Source organism: Agromyces molybdatiresistens, from assembly GCF_052748445.2.
Window position 1 is genome coordinate 3,514,543 of record NZ_CM188258.1, and the last position, 16,612, is coordinate 3,531,154.

The window sequence follows — 16,612 nt, forward strand, 5'->3', positions numbered from 1 at the left end:
CGCTCCTCAGGCCAGCCGTGCCACGGCGGCCTCGACGCCCGCCCAGAACCGCTCGACGTCGAGCCCGACCGCGACGAACGCATTGGGCTCGCGCGCGAGCATGCCGTCGAGGTCGACGCTCGTGGCGCCGATCGTCTCGGCGCCCGCCAGCTCGACGTCCAGCCGCGTCCGCACGATCTCGACCGCGCCGGGGTCGGCGAGGAGGGCCACCGCGACCGGGTCGTGCAGCGGGCCGTCGGGCATGCCGAACACCTCGTCGTTGGTGCGGCAGAAGAACTCGAGCAGCTCGTCGCCGAAGCCCGCCGTGCGGGTGCCGATCGCGGCGAGGCGCTCGCGCACGCGGGTCGTGACGAGCGCGCGGTGCGTGACGTTCAGTCCGACCATCGTGAAGCGGATGCCGCTCCGCAGCACCAGGTCGAGCGCCTCCGGATCGACCCGGGCGTTGAACTCGGCGTAGGGCGTCGCATTGCCGCGCTCGGTCGAGCCGCCCATCCAGACGACCTCGCGGATCGACGGTGCGAGCTCGGGTCGCTCGCGCAGCAGCACGGCGACGTTCGTGATCGGTCCGGTCGCGATGATCGCGACGGGCTCGGATGCCGCGGCGATCGTGTCCGCGATGAGCTCGGTCGCGCCGCGGGGGTCGAGCGGCACCGGCGACGGCCCGGAGTCCGGGTCGGGCAGCTCCGGCCCACCGAGGCCGTTCTCGCCGTGGATCCACTCGGCCGTCACGAGTTCGCGGACGAGCGGGCCTGCGGCGCCGGCCGCGACCGGGACGCCCGTGACGCCGGCGACCGACAGCGCGATGCGGGCGTTCCGGCTCGTGTGCTCGAGCGGCACGTTGCCGCCGACCGTGGTCACGGCGAGCAGCTCGAGCGCGGGGTGCCCCGCGGCGAGCCACAGCGCGAAGACGTCGTCGTGCCCGGGGTCGCAGTCGAGGATCACGGGAACGGTCATCGGAGCTCCGTCCGGTCGGCGAGGGCGAGGATCTCCTCGCGCGGGGCATACGAGTCGACGGTGCCGCGGGCCTGCACCGCGATCGCGCCCGCAGCGACGGCGACACGGACCGCGTCGGGCAGCGTGCGCCCCTCGGCGAGCACGGCGGCGAGGGCGCCGGTCGCGGCATCCCCGGCACCGGTCGTGTCGATCGCCTCGACCTCGGGCGCGGCGACGGCGTACGTCCCGTGGGCGTCCGCCGCGATCGCGCCCCGCTCGCCCAGGGTCACGACGATCGAGCGGGCGAGCGTGCCGACGACGGATGCCGCGGCATCCCGCCATGCGTCGACGGTCGCGTCGGCGCCCAGGCCGGAGCCCAGGCCGAGCGCCCGTGCCTCGTGGGCGTTGACGATCAGCGGGTCGGCGACCGCGACGGCCGTGGACGGGACGGGCACGGGCGGGGCGAGGTTGAGCACGAACCGGGTGCCGGACGCGTCGCAGGCGCGAGCGAGCGCCTCGATCACGGGAACGGGGAGCTCGCCCTGCGTCAGCGCGACCTCCGCAGCCGCGATGCGGCCACGTTCCGCGTCGACGTCGTCGGCTCGGAGGGCCGAATTGGCCCCCGCCGTCACCACGATGGTGTTCTCGCCCGCGCCGGCGACCGTGATCTGGGCCACGCCGGTCGGCGCGCCGGCGACGGAGGTCACCGCGTCCTGCGACAGCCCGAACCGGGTGAAGGCCTCGCGCGCGACCTCGGCCGCCGCATCGTCCCCGAGGCGCGCGACGAGCGTCACGCCGACCCCGCAACGGTGTGCGGCGATCGCCTGGTTCGCTCCCTTGCCGCCGAGCGCGACGCGGTACCCGTTGGAGTGGATCGTCTCACCGGGCTCGGGGAACGCGTCGACGTAGCTGGTCGCGTCGACGTTGACCGACCCGAAGACGACGAGCCCGCTCACTGCGCGGCGGGTCCCGCCCCCGCGAGGCTCACCGTCAGCGGCTCGCCGCTCACCTGCTCGACGAAGCAGTAGTAGCTCCGCTGGCCGGCATCCCACTGCTCGGCGGTCACCGGGAACGAGGTCAGCATCTGCAGCTCGCCCACGCCCGCCGCCGTGGCCGGGTCGATGATCCCCTCGGCGGCGCAGAGCTCCTGCGACTGCGCGGCGAGCGCCTCCTCGCCGGGGAACTCCGCCGCCTCGTCGCCCGCGAACGTGCCGCGGTACGCGAGCTGCGCCGTGTGCGGCGTCGCGCAGTCGACGACCGTGAACTCGTCGGCCCACGCGTCCTCGAAGGGCTCGAGGCACTCGGTGCCGAAGAGCGCCTGCCACGAGTGGACGCCTGCGGGCTGGGGCGCGGTCGGAGCGGCCACGGGCTCCTCGGACGCGACCGGCGCGGCCGTGCCGGCATCGCTCGGGGCGAGGAAGCGCATGCCGAACGTCACCACGGCGACGACCAGCACCACGAGCGCCAGTCCGCCGGCCACCCAGGTCAGGAGCTTCACGGGCGACCGGTCGCGACCCTCGTCGTCGTCGCGCGTCGCGGACGACGCACCCGCGCCGCCGTACCCGCCGCGGTCGCCGTACCCGTCGCGGTCGCCGTACCCGCCGCGCGGCTGCGTCGTGCGTGCGTCGCCGCGGACGTCGTTCCAGCCGGCGAAGGGGTCGTCCGATCCACGACCTGCGCCGAGGCCGGGGTCGCGGGGCTGCGGGCGCTCGAGATCGGCGGCGGCGGAGGCGTCGATCACCGACATCGGACCGGTCGCGCCGAAGCCCGCACCACCGAAGAGCGCGGCGAGGCCGTCGTCCGATCCGTCGGCGGCGGCCTGCTCGTCGCGTGCGAGGCGCTCGGTCGTGCGCTCGTCGACGCCCGCGGCGTCCCACCCGTCGAACGCCGGCGCATCGGGGAAGGCGGACCGATCGTCGTGCGGCGTCTCGTCGTCGAACGCCTGGGGACCGTCGTCTCCGCGCCGGTCGCGCGCAGCGAGACCGAACGGGTCGTCGTCGACGTCGGCGGGCGGCCGGGCCGCGAAGGCGGCCGCGGCTCCGGCTCCGGTCGCCGCCCCACGGCGCGGACCCGGTGCGGCGGAATCGTCCTCGTCGTCGATCGGCACCTTCGGGTCCCGGCCGGCCGGGTCGGGGGTCAGGTTCCACAGATAGCCCGACTGCGCGAACTCGCGCGCTCGGGGCGACTCGTCCGCCTGCCACGGAGCGGAGGGGTCTGCGTAATCGTCCGCCGTGGGCGGCACGACGTCGGCGTCGCGTCGACGGTCGGCGAGGTCGTCGGCGTACCAGCGAACCTCGTCGTCGGGTTCGGATGCCGGCCGGCCGACGTCTTCACGCCAGTCGGCCGGCTCGTCCGACCAGGACCCGGTGCCCGACGCGCTCTCGTCGCGCCAGAGCTCGCGGAGGTCGTACCCGTCGTCGTGCGCCGGCACCTCCGCCTGCGCGCCGAAGCGGTCGTCGCCGTAGTCGCCGGTGTCCGCGTACGCGTCGGGACCGAACCCGCCGCCGGCGCGGTCGCCGTCGGCCCGCTCGTCGTACGAGCCGCCTCCGAAGGCGCGGTGGAGGTCGTCGGCCTCATCGTCGCCGTACCCGCCGTCCTCGGCGCCGGCGTCCGGGTCGTACCCGCTGCGCGGCCGGTCGCCGACGTCGTCGTACCCGTCGTCGTAGCCGGAACGGTCGTACCCGGCGGCGTCCCAGGCGCCGCCGTCGTAGCCGGCCTGGTCGTACGCGGCACCGTCGTATCCGGCCCGGTCCCCGCCCTGCTCGTCGTCGCGCGGGTCGCGACCGTCCCGGTCGAACGCGTCGTGACCGTCTCCGCCCCGGTCGTGGCCGGCCTCGCCGTACGGGGTCCGGTCGACATCGCCGACGTAGCCGGGCGTGACATAGCCGGGCCCGGCCACGTCGGGCTGCGCGTGGCCGGCCCCGTCGTAGCCTCTCGGGCTCCACGCCGCATCGTCGCCCGACGCGTCGCCGGCGTCACCCCGGCTCCACCCCGTCGCGTCGTCGCCGGTCCGGTCCCAGCCGCCCGCGTCGGCGCCCGGACGGTCGTAGCCGCGGGCGTCGTAGGCGGCCGAACGGTCGTAGCCGCGCTGCTCGGCGAAGGCGCCCTGATCCGCGTAGGCACCGCGATCGGCGAACGCACCCTCATCGTCGTACGCGTCACCGGCGCGGGCGCCCGACGCGGGCGCCGGCTCGTCCTCGTGGAGGGCGGACCACAGTTCGTCGGCGAAGTCGTCCGACGAAGCCGACGTCGGAGCCACGGGCGTGAAGGAGCTCCGGGCGACGGGGGGCGGCGTGAATCCATCGAACGGCGATTCGGCGCCCGCCTGGTCCTCCGGCGCCTCCGCCTGCGACTCGAATCGCGGCTCGGGCTGCGACTCGAATCGCGGCTCGGGCTGCGGCTCCGGCTCGCGCAGCCGCGGCGACATGCTCGACGGGTCGGCCAGTCGCGCGAAGGCGGCGCGCAGGCCCTCCTCGGTGTCCATCGGCTGCTCGCGCTCCGACGCCTCGCCCCAGGTCAGGGCGAAGTTCGCCGGCGGGGTCACCGGGCCGGGTGGCGGCGCGGAGTGCCCGGCGAAGGCGGGCGGCACGATGCCTGCGGGAGGTTCGACCGAGTCGAGCCGGGGATCGGCCGGCGGTTCGGGGATGCGCGGGGGATCTGCGGGGGCAGTGCTCCACGCGGGCGGATTCCAGGCGGGCTGGTTCCAGGCCGGCTGGTTCCACGCGGGCGGCGCCGGGGCGTCGACCGGCTCGGGTGCGCTGCGCTCGATGGGTTCGCCGACGACCGGGAGCGCGCGCGTCGGCGTCTCCTCCGCCGCGGGCTCGGCGACCGAGAACCAGTCGAGCGATTCCTCGCTGCGACGACGCGGGCGCGACTGCGGTGCGGGCTCGGCGAGCGGCGGCTCGGGAGCGGGTGCGACGGGGAGCTCCGGGGCCCGGCGGCCCTCGAGGTCGGGTCGGCGACCGCTGCCGAGCTGGCTCATCAGCCAGTCGGTGTCGTCGTCGAATCCGCTCGCGTCGTAGCGTCCGTCGCGTTCCGTCATGACAATCCCAGATCCTTCAAGCCGATGGCCGCGAGGTAGGGGACCCCCGCGGCTTCGATGACCTCGCGTGCACCGGTGTCGCGGTCGACGACGACCGCGACGGCCGCGATCTCGGCACCGACGGCGCGGAGCGCCTCGATGGCCTTCAGCGGAGAACCGCCCGTGGTCGAGGTGTCCTCCAGCACGATGACGCGCTTGCCCGCGACATCCGGGCCCTCGACCTGCTTGCCCCGACCGTGGTCCTTGGGCTCCTTGCGCACGACGAACGCGTCGTAGGCGAGGCCGCGCGCAGCACCCTGGTGCAGCACGGCGGTCGCGATGGGGTCGGCGCCCATCGTCATGCCGCCGACTGCTGCGACCTCCGGAACCTCCGCGATGAGGTCGAGCATGACCTGGCCGATGAGCGGCGCGACGCGGTGGTCGAGGCTCACCTTGCGCAGGTCGACGTAGTACGACGCCTGCTTGCCGCTGGTCAGCGTGAAGTCGCCGTGGAACACCGCCTCGTTCGAGATGTGCTCGATGAGCTGTCGGCGGGCCTCGGCGGACTGGGGATTCCGGGAAGTCACCCGAATACTCTAAGTCTCCGCCGCCTGAGAAGCAGGTGCGGAAGTTCCGGGGCGGCCTCCACCGGCCTCGTCCGGCGTCGCGTCGCGCCGCCGTCGACCGCGCCAGAACGACCGCGGGGTGCCGGGAACGAAGCGGGCCCAGAGGGGCGCGTCCTCCTCCTCCTGCAGCGCAGCGGGCATCTCCACATGGAACTGGGCGAGTTCCTCCGCCCCGTGGTGCACGACCCGGTAGAACGCAGTCCCGATCAGCACGCCGAGTGCGATGGACATGACCGCGGTGAGCGCCGTCGCGAAGTCCTCGAGCCCGGCCGCCGTGCCGACCGCCTCGGTCAGCCCGGCGAGCCCGGCCGCACCGGGGACGAGGATCCAGAACGCCGGGAGGAACGTCAGCTGCGAGGGGGCACCGCGTCGCAGGCTCGCGATCCAGAGCACGACCGGGGTCATCGCGACCGCACCGATGAAGCCGCTCACCGTGGCGCCGACGAGCGCCGCGCCGGCGACCTGCCCGCCGTAGGCGACCGCGACCGCGAGGAGCACCCAGCCGAACGTCGCCGGCGGCGCGGAGAAGTGCAGGTAGTTGCCGAACGCGAAGAGGAGCACGCCGAGCGGGGCGACCCACCACGCGAGCCCGGACGACGGATCGAGCGGCGCGTAGGTGGCGTCCGAGACGCCGACCACGGTGCCCGCGGCGAGGATCCCGAACGAGAGGAGCGCGAGCTGGACCATGCCGAACACCAGTCGGGTCGCGCCGGCGATCATCTGCCCCGCGGCGAGCTCCATGGTTCCCGTCGTGAGTGCGCCGCCGGGGAGGAAGGTGGCCAGCGGGGCGATCAGCAGCCGGATCGGGTCGCCGATGCCGACGTACGGGGCGAGCAGGAACACGGCGAGCGCGCACGCGAACGCCGCGAAGACCGGGAAGACGAGCTGGAGCGTCGGCGAGCGGACGAGCTTGGCGAGCCCGACGAGCGCGCCCAGCCCGAACGCGACGATCGCGCCCTCCCACGTCGGGGCGAGCAGGAGCGCCAGCCCCGTGGTGAGGAGGGCGTGCCCGAACGTGCGGACGAGCCATCCGTGCCGTGGGCGCATGGCGCCGATCTCGTTCAGGCGGCGGATGCCGTCGACCGGCGGGACGGCGGCGCGTCGGGCGTCCTCGATCAGCCGGTACAGCGCGGCGATCTGGTCGAACCGGAAGTTCGCGCGGACCGATCGGATCGCGACGCGGCTGTCCTCGGCGCCGCCGACCTGGACGATGATGACGGTCGGCAGCACGATGAAGTCGATGTCGTCGCGCCTGTAGGCCCGGGCGACGGCCTCCATGGTCTCGCCGATCCGGTCGACCGCCTCGCCCGCGGCGTTCATGCCCTCGGCGAGTCCGAGCAGGAACCGGCGCAGGACGGCGCGCTCGTCGAGCTCCGGCATCCGTCCCCCTCCCATCGCTGGTCCTGCGCACACGGTACGACGCGAGGCGGAGCGCGACGGGGCGCGACGCGCGAGGGGTCAGTCCTTCGGGTCGGGCGGTGTACGCCGATCGGGTTCGGGGCCGGGGCCGGGTCGTGCGCCGAGGTCCGGTCCGGAGAGTCGCGAGCGCCCGGGGCCGTCCGACGAGCCCATGAAGGCGGGCAGGTCGACGTGGAAGTCGGCGATCCCGGTCGCGCCGCGGTGGAGGAAGCGGTACAGCGCCGACCCGATGAAGACGCCGAGTGCGATCGACATGACCGCCACGAATGCGGCCGACAGGTCGTCGATGCCGGCCGACTCCTCGACTGCGCCCTCGGTGACGCCGATGAGGCTCGCCGCGCCCGGGACGAGCACCCAGAACGCGGGCATGAAGGTGAGCTGCGACGGCACGGCGCCTCGACGCAGGTCCTCGATCAGGAGCACGACCGGCGTGACGACGAGCGCTCCGAAGAACCCGCTGACGGGTGCCCCGAGGAGGAGCTCGCCGAGCTGCTGGGCGGCGTATGCGACGACGAGCGCGAGGAGCACCCATCCGTACGTCCGGCCGGGCGCCGCGAACTGCAGGTACACGCCGAACCCGTACAGCACCAGGCCGACGCCCGCGACCCACCAGGGCAGCGTCTGCTGCACCTCGCGGGGCACGTAGTCGTCCGCGCCGACGCCCGCCACCGTGCCGGCCGCGAGGATGCCGAACGCGAGCAGCGCCAGCTGGACGACGCCCGCGCCGAGCCGCGAGGTCCCCGCGACCATCTGCCCGGCCGCGAGCTCCCGGACGCCGGTGGTGAGCATGGCACCGGGGAGGAAGGTCGCGAGCGGCGCGATGAGCACGCGGAGCGGATCGCCGATCGCGACGACGGGCGCCAGGAGGAAGACGATGAGCGCGCAGACGAAGGACGCGGCCACCGGCAGGATCAGGCCGAGGGTCTGCGAGCGCGTGAGCTTCGCGACGCCGATGAGCGCGCCGAGCCCGAAGCCGACGACGGCCGCCTGCCAGCCGGGAGCGATCAGGAGTGCGAGACCGGCGACGAGGAGGGCGTGCCCGAGCGTGCGGATGAACCAGTGCCGCGAAGGCGGCATCGCGCCGATCTCGTTGAGCCGGCGGATGCCGTCCTCCGGACTGATCTCGGCGGTCCGCGCCGATCGGACGAGCGCGGCCATCGCGGCGACCTGGTCGAACCGGAAGGTCGCCCGGACCGACGTGAGCGACATCCGCGCCGTCTCACCGCGGCCGGTCTGGACGAACGCCATGGTCGGCAGCACGATGACGTCCACGTCATCGACGCCGTAGGCGCGCGCGATCGCGACGACCTCCGCCCGGGTGCGATCGGTCGTCTCGTCCGACGCGGTCAGGCCCTCGGCCAGGCCCAGCAGGAAGGTCCGGACCAGGGCCGGGTCGGCGGGCGTCTGCGTCCGCTCGCCGGAGTCCGGTGGGGTCGGGGTGATCGGCATCCGCTCGCTCCTCGGGTTCGGGCCGGGGGAGCGCCGTCGGATGACGCCCGCGCCCCGACGGTGCGGTCACCGTATCCCCGGGCGCGATCGCATGTCGAGGGGTCGACAGGCGGCGCAGACGGACGAAGGGCCGCCCTGCGGGGTGTCCCTCCCCCGCACGGCGGCCCTGCTCGGAGCCCGTCGGGCTCCGCGACGCGCGACCTAGACGGTGCGCGCGAAGGTCTCGCGCGGCTGACGACGGTATCCGTCGCGGGCGGTGACGACGATCGAGCCGGCGATTCCGGCGATCGAGGCGGCGGCGAGCATGGCGAAGACGGTGAACACGGCGGTTCCTTTCGAGGAGTTCGTTGGAATGTCGGGCGACCGGGTGCGCCCTTGCACGTGTCCGACATGCACTATTGTGCCGGTTCGGAACGTTCAGCACAATCTCACAGAACTTCACTGACGATGTAGCATGGCTACATGGATGTGCGCCGTCTCGACCTCCTCCGCGAGCTCGCCGAACGCGGCAGCGTCACTGCCGTCGCCGAGGCGACCGGGCGCACCCCGTCGGCCGTGTCGCAGCAGCTGAAGGTGCTCGAGCGCGAGGCCGGCATGCCGCTCACCGAACGCAGCGGCCGCGGGGTGGTCCTCACGAGCGCCGGGCATGCGCTCGCGCGCAGCGCGACGGAGGTCGCGATCGCCCTCGAGCGGGCCTCCGCCCTCTGGGACGAGTTCCGCAACCACCCGAGCGGCGAGGTCAGCCTGCTGACGTTCCCGACGGTCGGCGCGACCCTCCTGCCGCAGGTGCTCGCCGACCTCCGCTCGGTCGCCGGCCTCGTCGTCCGCGCCACCGACCTCGACCCCGAACTGGCCGAGTTCCCCGACCTCACGAACGAGTACGACATCGTGCTCGCCCACACCATGCCCGGCGAGCTTCCGTGGGGCGGCCGGGGCCTGCGCGCGCTCCCGCTCCTCACCGAGCCGCTCGACATCGGCCTGCCTGCCGACCACCGGCTCGCCGGCCGCTCGCACGTGACGCCTGCCGACCTCGTCGAGGAGACCTGGCTCGGCGTGCCGCCCGGCTTCCCGTTCGAGCGGATCCTCCACGCGATCGAGCAGGCCGGCGGACGGCGGGTCGAGGTGAGCCAGCGCTTCAGCGACATGCGCATCGTCGAGGCGTTCATCGCGGCGGGGCTCGGCATCGCGTTCGTGCCGAGGTACACCTCGGGCCCGGTGCCCGCCGAGATCGTGCTGAAGCCGCTCCGCGGCGTCGCATCGGTCCGGCAGATCTTCGCCCTGGTGCGACCGGATGTCTCGGAGCGGCTCGCCGTCCGCACCGTGCTCGAGGTGCTGGTCGACCGGGCCGCACGGCTCGAGCGGTCGCACGACGACGCCGCACGCGACATCCCGTCGACCGCCGGAGCCTGAACACGGGCGGACCGACCAGTGCCGGCGGCCCGCCCGGGCCCGGGACTACGAGGCGAGTGCCTTCGCCTTGAGCGCGTCGAACTCGGCCTGGGTGATCGTTCCGGCATCGAGCAGGCGCTTGGCCGAATCGATCTCGGCGGCGGCCGAACCGGAGCCCGAGCTGGCGACCGATCGGATGTAGTCGTCGGCCTGGGCCTGCGCCGCCTGCCCGCGCGCCGCATTGCGTTCGGCCATGCCACGACCACGCGCGATCAGGTAGATGAAGGCCGCCAGGAACGGCAGGAAGACGAGGAACAGCACCCACAGCGCCTTCGCCCAGCCGTTCAGCGAGTGGTCGCGGAAGATGTCGACGAAGACGCTGATGAAGATCCAGATGCAGGCGAACAGGACGTAGATCCAGAAGAGCCAGACGAAGAAGTCCCAGATGTTCATGACGGCGAGCCTTTCGATCACGGGGTGCGGGTCGCGCCCATCTGCCCGGAACGTATCGGCGCGGCGGGGAGCGCCGCATCACCCGAACCGCATGATTCGCCGGCCGTCCTGCGGAAGCCCGGAGGGCGACGCGAGCGGCGTTCCCGCGGTCGCTAGATGCGCCGGCGTCGACGTCCCGGCGTCACCGCGGCACCCACCACGGCCGCCTTCGCCACCGGGGCCGGACCCGGCCGTACCGCGGCGCTCACGACCGCGGCCTTCGCGACGGGGGCGCGGACCACGCCGACCCGTCCCACTCGTGCTGGCCTCAGCGGCATGTCAGACTCCCGTCTCCTCGAGCTCTGCGTCGGCCTCGATCGAGGCGACGATGTCCTGGATCGGGATCCGGCCGTCGGCGATCAGGCGGCCTCCCGCCCGTCGAGCCGCGGCGGCGAACGGCGCGGCCCAGAGGTTCTCGTACACGAGGACGCCTGCCACGCTGCCCGGATCCATGGCCGCGGCCAGGTTGACGACGTCGTCGGCCGCCAGGAGCTCCGCCAGCTGCGCCTCGAGTTCGACCAGCGGGCCGAGCTCCCCGGCGTCGGAGAGCTCCATCGCGTCCACGGCGCCGTCCTCGTCCTTGATGAGGATGATCGCGTCGATGAGTCGGATCGTCCCCGCCTCCACGAGCTTCATCAGCTCCTCCGCGATCTCCCCGGTGAAGGTCGAATGCCCCGCGGGGAACTCGATGACGAGGAAGTCGACCGGTCCCAGCGCGTCCAGATCCTGCTCGGTCATCTCGATCAGCCCCCTGCTCCCGTTCATCCTCCGGTGCCGGATCCGCACCGATCTCAGACTCTTCGCAGGGTGCTCTCGCGGCATCACCCAAATCGAATGATTCCGCGGACCGCCGACTTGGCTAGGTTGTGCTCGGCCGGCCGTCGCGGTCGCGCCGAGAACGGACGCTTCCAGGGGGATCTCATGCGACCTGACCGACACGCGCGCACCATGCTGCCGATCCCGGACCGGCCCAGGCCGGGACTCACGACGTACGACGCGAAGGACCCGGCGACCTCGTACCCGCCGATCGAGACGCTGCTGCCACCGGAGGGTGCACCGAACGTGCTCATCGTGCTGCTCGACGACGTCGGGTTCGGCGCATCGAGCGCGTTCGGCGGACCGTGCCGGACGCCGACGGCCGAGCGGCTCGCCGCGGGCGGCCTGCGCTTCAACCGCTTCCACACGACGGCGCTCTGCGCGCCGACCCGGCAGGCCATGCTGACCGGTCGCAACCATCACTCGGTCGGGATGGGAAGCATCACCGAGACGGCGACCAGCGCCCCGGGCAACAACTCGCTGCGACCGAACACCAAGGCTCCGTTGGCCATGACGCTGAAGCTCAACGGCTACTCGACCGCCCAGTTCGGCAAGTGCCACGAGGTGCCCGTCTGGCAGTCCTCGCCCATGGGCCCCTTCGACGCCTGGCCGTCGGCCGGCGGCGGCTTCGAGACGTTCTACGGGTTCATCGGCGGCGAGAACAACCAGTGGGATCCGGCGCTGTACGACGGGACCACGCCGGTCGAACCCCCGGCGACGCCGGAGGAGGGATACCACCTCACCGAGGACCTCGCCGATCGGGCGATCGGGTGGATCCGCTCGCAGAAGTCGCTGATGCCGGACAAGCCCTTCTTCGTCTACTTCGCACCCGGCGCCACGCATGCGCCCCACCACGTGCCGAAGGAGTGGGCCGACCGGTACACGGGCGAGTTCGCACGCGGGTGGGACGCGCAGCGGGAGCAGACGTTCGCACGGCAGAAGGAACTGGGTGTCATCCCGGCCGACGCGGAGCTCACGCCCAGGCACGACGAGATCCCGGCATGGGACGACATGCCCGACGACCTCAAGCCCGTGCTCGAGCGCGAGATGGAGGTGTACGCGGGATTCCTCGAGCACACCGACCATCACGTCGGTCGCCTGATCGACGCGATCGAGGACCTCGGCGTCCTCGACGACACGATCGTGTACTACATCATCGGCGACAACGGCGCCTCGGCGGAGGGCACCCTCAACGGCGCGTTCAACGAGATGGCGAACTTCAACGGCATGGCCGCACTCGAGACACCCGAGTTCATGCGGTCGAAGGTGGACGAGTTCGGGTCGCCGTCGTCCTACAACCACTACTCGGTCGGCTGGGCGTGGGCGATGGACACCCCCTTCCAGTGGACCAAGCAGGTCGCCTCCCACTGGGGCGGCACGCGCAACGGCACGATCGTGCGCTGGCCGGGCGGCATCGAGCAGCCGGGCGGGCTGCGGAGCCAGTTCACGCACTGCATCGACGTGGCGCCGACCGTCCTCGAGGCGGCCGGCCTGCCCGAGCCGACGGTGGTCAACGGCGTGCAGCAGTCGCCGATGGAGGGCACGAGCATGCTCTACGCGTTCAACGACGCCGACGCCCCCGAGCGCCACGACCTGCAGTACTTCGAGATGTTCGGCAACCGCGGCATCTACCACCGCGGCTGGAGCGCGGTGACGAAGCATCGGACGCCGTGGCAACTCGTCGGAGGTACCGTGCCGGCCTTCGACGACGACGTATGGGAGCTCTACGACGGCAGCAGCGACTACAGCCAGGCGCGCGACCTCGCCGCCGACGACCCGCAACGTCTCCACGAACTTCAGCGGCTGTGGCTCATCGAGGCCGTCAAGTACAACGTCGTGCCGTTGGACGACCGCACGGGCGATCGCCTCGACCCGGTCCTCGCCGGCCGGCCGACGCTCATCCGGGGCGACTCGCAGCTGCTCTTCCCCGGAATGGGCCGACTCTCCGAGCACAGCGTGGTGAGCATCAAGAACCGCTCGTTCTCGGTGACCGCCGAGGTCGAGGTGCCGGAGGCGGGTGCCGAGGGCGTGATCGTCGCGCAGGGCGGCCGGTTCGGCGGATGGAGCCTCTACGTCTCGGGCGGGGCGGCGAAGTTCGTCTACAACGTCCTCGGCATCCAGTCGTTCGCGACGACCGCCGACCGGCCCGTGCCGTCCGGGGTGCATCAGGTCCGGATGGAGTTCGCCTACGACGGGGGCGGGCTCGCCAAGGGCGGCGACGTCACGCTCTACTACGACGGGGAGGCTGCCGGGACCGGGCGGGTCGGGGCGACGCAGCCCATGATCTTCTCGGCCGACGAGACGACCGACGTCGGCTACGAGTCGGGCACGACCGTGAGCCCGGACTACACGGTCTCGACCAGCCGGTTCCGCGGCCGGATCAACTGGGTGCAGATCGACGCCGGCGACGACTCGCACGACCACTTCATCGACCCCGACGAACGGCTGCGCATCGCCATGGCCCGCCAGTGAGGTGAGCGGATGCCGCCCCGGCACCGGGCACGCCCGGCCCCGGGGTAGCATCCGTCCATGCCCGACGACGTGATCCTGTTCGACGTGCGCGACGGCCTCGCGCACCTCACGCTGAACCGACCCGAACGGCTGAACGCCGTCGATCCGGCGGCGATCGCGCGGTGGCGCGACCTCGCGCACGAGATCGCCGAGCGCGACGACATCGGCGCGGTGCTCTTCGACGCGGTCGGGCGGGCGTTCTGCGCGGGCGGCGACGTGGTCGCGATGTCGGAGCTCGCGCGGACGGCGGCGGGCTCCGGTCCCGCCGACGATGCGGGCGCCGTCGACGACGGGCCGGCCGGACTCGTCCGCGAGCTCGCCGACCGCATCCACGAGGGCCACCGGGTGCTCCGCGAGAGCACGAAGCCGATCGTCGCGGCCGTCCAGGGCCCCGTCGCCGGCGGCGGCCTCGGGTTCATGCTCGTGGCCGACGTGATCGTGGCGTCGGAGCGCGCGACCTTCGCGAGTCGCTACAGCGACGTCGGCCTCACGCCGGACTGCGGGGTGAGCACGCTCCTCCCCGAGGCGGTCGGCACGCGACGTGCGCTCGAGCTCACGCTGACCTCGCGCACGCTGTCGGCCGCCGAGGCCCTCGACTGGGGCCTCGTCGCCGAGGTCGTCGCAGCGGACGCGCTCGACGCGCGGGCGCGCGAGATCGCGAACGGATGGCTCGCCGGTGCGACGTACGCGTTCGGCCAGGCGAAGCGGCTCGTGCACGCGGGTCGCGGCCGCTCGTTCCGGGCGTCGCTCGACGACGAGGCGGCGACGATCGGCGTCGCGTTCGCGACCCCCGAGGCGCAGACCCGTATCGCGCGCTTCGCGGGTGGGTCCTCGCGCGGCTGACCCGCCCGCCGTCAACCGGGTGACACCGCCGCACCCCATCAGCAGGATGGAGGCATGTCCCACGACCTCGATCAACTGACCACGGAGATCGCCGCCCTCGCGCGGCAGCGCGGCATCCTCGTCGCGGCCGCGGAGTCGCTCACCTCGGGCGCGATCTCGAGTGCGTTCGGGCGCGGGGAGCGGGCCTCCGAGTGGTTCGCGGGCGGTGTGGTCGCGTACGCCGAGCGGGTCAAGCGCGACGTGCTCGGGGTGACGGCGACCTCGGTGCTCACGCCCCAGTGCGCGCGCGAGCTCGCGACGGGCGTCGCCCGCCTGCTCGCCGCCGACGTCGCCGTCGCGGTGACCGGCGTCGGCGGCCCCGACCCCGAGGAGGGGCTGCCGCCCGGCACGGTCTACGCCGCCGTCACCGCGGGCGACGACGTCACGGAGGCCGTGTGGCGCTTCGACGGCGACCCGTCGGCCGTCGTCGAGCAGACCGTGCGCGCGGCGCTCGAACTCGTGCGGAGCGCGCTCACCTGAGGCGCGCGGCGCGCTCAGTCGTGCTGCGGGAAGCCGAGGTTCAGCCCGCCGTGGCTCGGGTCGAGCCAGCGCGACGTGATCGCCTTCTCCTGCGTGAAGAAGTCGAAGCCGCGCGGGCCGTAGGCCTTCGCGTCGCCGAACAGCGAGTCCTTCCAGCCGCCGAACGAGTGGTAGGCCACGGGCACGGGGATCGGCACGTTGATGCCGACCATGCCGACCGTCACCTCGCGCTGGAAGCGCCGGGCGGCACCGCCGTCGTTCGTGAAGATCGCCGTGCCGTTGCCGTAGCGCGACGAGTTGATGAGCTCGAGCCCGTCCTCGTAGCCGTCGACGCGCACGACCGAGAGCACCGGGCCGAAGATCTCGTCCCGGTAGACGGCCGACGACGTCGGCACCTTGTCGATGAGCGTCGGTCCCATCCAGAACCCGTCGGGTTCGCCGTCCACATCGGGGTCGCGGCCGTCCACGACGACGGATGCCCCGTCCTCGCCGGCCACGTCGAGGTACCCGGCGACCTTGTCCCGGTGCTCGCGCGTGATGAGCGGACCCATGTCGCAGCCGCGGGTGCCGTCGCCGGTGACGAGCCGAGACATCCGCTCGCTGATCTTCGACACGAGCTCGTCGGCGATCGAGTCGACCGCGATCACCGCGGAGATCGCCATGCAGCGCTCGCCCGCCGAGCCGAAGCCCGCGTTCACGGCGGCGTCGGCCGCGAGGTCGAGGTCGGCGTCGGGCAGCACGAGCATGTGGTTCTTCGCGCCGCCGAGCGCCTGCACGCGCTTGCCGTTCGCGGTCGCCGTCGCGTAGATGTACCTCGCGATCGGGGTCGAGCCGACGAACGAGATCGAGCGGACCGCGGGGTGCTCGAGCAGCGCGTCGACCGCGACCTTGTCGCCGTGCACGACGTTGAACACGCCGTCGGGCAGGCCTGCCTCCTGGAAGAGGCGCGCGAGCCACACCGAGGCCGACGGGTCCTTCTCCGACGGCTTCAGCACGACCGTGTTGCCCGTCGCGATCGCGAGCGGGAAGAACCACAGCGGCACCATCGCCGGGAAGTTGAACGGGCTGATGATGCCCACGACGCCGAGCGGCTGCCGCAGCGAGTAGACGTCGATGCCGGTCGAGACGTTCTCGGAGTACTCGCCCTTCGTGTATGCGGGCATCGCGCACGCGAGCTCGACGACCTCGAGGCCGCGGGCGATCTCGCCGAGCGCATCGGCGGTGACCTTGCCGTGCTCGCTCGTGAGGATGGCTGCGAGCTCCTCGGTCCGCGACGCGAGCAGCTCGCGGAAGCGGAACATCACCTGCTGGCGCTTGGCGATCGATGCGTCGCGCCAGGCGGGGAACGCGCGAGCCGCGGCCTGCACCGCGGCATCCACGTCGTCGGTCGTCGCGAAGCGCACGCGGCGCTGCTCGACGCCGTGCGCGGGGTTGTAGACGGGCCCGGTGCGCTCCGAGTCGCCCGATGCGGGCGCCCCGTCGATCCAGTGCTCGACGACCTCGGCGGTCGCGGTGCCCTCGGCGCTGGGGGCGGTCTGGGTGTCGGTCATGGTCTCGTTCCTTCCGAATCGAGTGTCCGGGTCGTGTTCGTGGG

The 16,612-nt window shown here is 73.0% G+C and carries 14 protein-coding genes; 4 read left to right on the forward strand and 10 right to left on the reverse strand.

Annotated features, from left to right (window positions below; all coding sequences use genetic code 11):
• Nucleotides 1–6: 6 nt before the first annotated feature.
• The 7 genes from ACULK2_RS16275 to ACULK2_RS16305 all read right to left on the reverse strand — a co-directional run bounded on the left by ACULK2_RS16275 (nucleotide 7) and on the right by ACULK2_RS16305 (nucleotide 8,772).
• Entirely contained in the window at nucleotides 7–954 is a 948-nt protein-coding gene (locus ACULK2_RS16275; RefSeq protein WP_445968096.1) for a nucleoside hydrolase, read from the reverse strand.
• The gene (locus ACULK2_RS16280) at nucleotides 951–1,889 is read right to left on the reverse strand and encodes a ribokinase (RefSeq protein WP_445968095.1); all 939 of its coding nucleotides are present in this window, start codon (nucleotides 1,887–1,889) and stop codon (nucleotides 951–953) included. The genes ACULK2_RS16275 and ACULK2_RS16280 overlap by 4 nt, the downstream gene beginning before the upstream one ends.
• A complete protein-coding gene (locus tag ACULK2_RS16285) occupies nucleotides 1,886–4,975 on the reverse strand; it encodes a septum formation family protein (RefSeq protein ID WP_445968094.1) in 3,090 nt (1,029 codons plus the stop codon). The genes ACULK2_RS16280 and ACULK2_RS16285 overlap by 4 nt, the downstream gene beginning before the upstream one ends.
• Nucleotides 4,972–5,541: an orotate phosphoribosyltransferase gene (gene pyrE / locus ACULK2_RS16290; RefSeq protein WP_445968093.1), complete on the reverse strand. Its 570-nt coding sequence runs from the start codon at nucleotides 5,539–5,541 to the stop codon at nucleotides 4,972–4,974. The genes ACULK2_RS16285 and pyrE overlap by 4 nt, the downstream gene beginning before the upstream one ends.
• 9 nt (nucleotides 5,542–5,550) lie before the next feature.
• Nucleotides 5,551–6,960, reverse strand: a complete 1,410-nt coding sequence (locus tag ACULK2_RS16295) for a threonine/serine exporter family protein (protein ID WP_445968092.1) — start codon at nucleotides 6,958–6,960, stop codon at nucleotides 5,551–5,553.
• 78 nt (nucleotides 6,961–7,038) lie between these two features.
• Complete coding sequence (locus tag ACULK2_RS16300) at nucleotides 7,039–8,448, reverse strand: threonine/serine exporter family protein (protein WP_445968091.1); 1,410 nt, start codon at nucleotides 8,446–8,448, stop codon at nucleotides 7,039–7,041.
• Nucleotides 8,449–8,649: 201 nt separating this feature from the next.
• Nucleotides 8,650–8,772 carry a hypothetical protein gene (locus tag ACULK2_RS16305; RefSeq protein ID WP_445968090.1) on the reverse strand — a complete coding sequence of 41 codons (123 nt, stop codon included), beginning with the start codon at nucleotides 8,770–8,772 and terminating at the stop codon, nucleotides 8,650–8,652.
• A 138-nt stretch (nucleotides 8,773–8,910) separates the two neighbouring features.
• Here ACULK2_RS16305 and ACULK2_RS16310 point away from each other — a divergent pair, with 138 nt between their 5' ends.
• Complete coding sequence (locus ACULK2_RS16310; RefSeq protein WP_445968089.1) at nucleotides 8,911–9,858, forward strand: LysR family transcriptional regulator; 948 nt, start codon at nucleotides 8,911–8,913, stop codon at nucleotides 9,856–9,858.
• Between the two features lie 45 nt (nucleotides 9,859–9,903).
• Here the strand turns inward: ACULK2_RS16310 and ACULK2_RS16315 are convergent, their stop codons facing one another.
• Nucleotides 9,904–10,290 (reverse strand): SHOCT domain-containing protein, encoded by a 387-nt coding sequence (locus ACULK2_RS16315; RefSeq protein ID WP_445968088.1) that lies wholly within the window; start codon nucleotides 10,288–10,290, stop codon nucleotides 9,904–9,906.
• Between the two features lie 318 nt (nucleotides 10,291–10,608).
• The gene (locus ACULK2_RS16320; protein ID WP_445968087.1) at nucleotides 10,609–11,067 is read right to left on the reverse strand and encodes a DUF6325 family protein; all 459 of its coding nucleotides are present in this window, start codon (nucleotides 11,065–11,067) and stop codon (nucleotides 10,609–10,611) included.
• Between the two features lie 183 nt (nucleotides 11,068–11,250).
• Here ACULK2_RS16320 and ACULK2_RS16325 point away from each other — a divergent pair, with 183 nt between their 5' ends.
• Genes ACULK2_RS16325 through ACULK2_RS16335 form a run of 3 tightly spaced genes read left to right on the forward strand, consistent with a single transcriptional unit; the run spans nucleotide 11,251 to nucleotide 15,018 of the window.
• A complete protein-coding gene (locus ACULK2_RS16325) occupies nucleotides 11,251–13,617 on the forward strand; it encodes a sulfatase-like hydrolase/transferase (protein WP_445968086.1) in 2,367 nt (788 codons plus the stop codon).
• 57 nt (nucleotides 13,618–13,674) lie between these two features.
• Nucleotides 13,675–14,499 (forward strand): enoyl-CoA hydratase/isomerase family protein, encoded by an 825-nt coding sequence (locus ACULK2_RS16330; protein WP_445968085.1) that lies wholly within the window; start codon nucleotides 13,675–13,677, stop codon nucleotides 14,497–14,499.
• Between the two features lie 54 nt (nucleotides 14,500–14,553).
• Nucleotides 14,554–15,018 (forward strand): CinA family protein, encoded by a 465-nt coding sequence (locus tag ACULK2_RS16335; RefSeq protein ID WP_445968084.1) that lies wholly within the window; start codon nucleotides 14,554–14,556, stop codon nucleotides 15,016–15,018.
• Nucleotides 15,019–15,032: 14 nt separating this feature from the next.
• On the opposite strand, the gene ACULK2_RS16340 is transcribed toward ACULK2_RS16335, so the two are convergent.
• Nucleotides 15,033–16,568 carry a CoA-acylating methylmalonate-semialdehyde dehydrogenase gene (locus ACULK2_RS16340; protein WP_445968083.1) on the reverse strand — a complete coding sequence of 512 codons (1,536 nt, stop codon included), beginning with the start codon at nucleotides 16,566–16,568 and terminating at the stop codon, nucleotides 15,033–15,035.
• Between the last annotated feature and the right edge of the window lie 44 nt (nucleotides 16,569–16,612).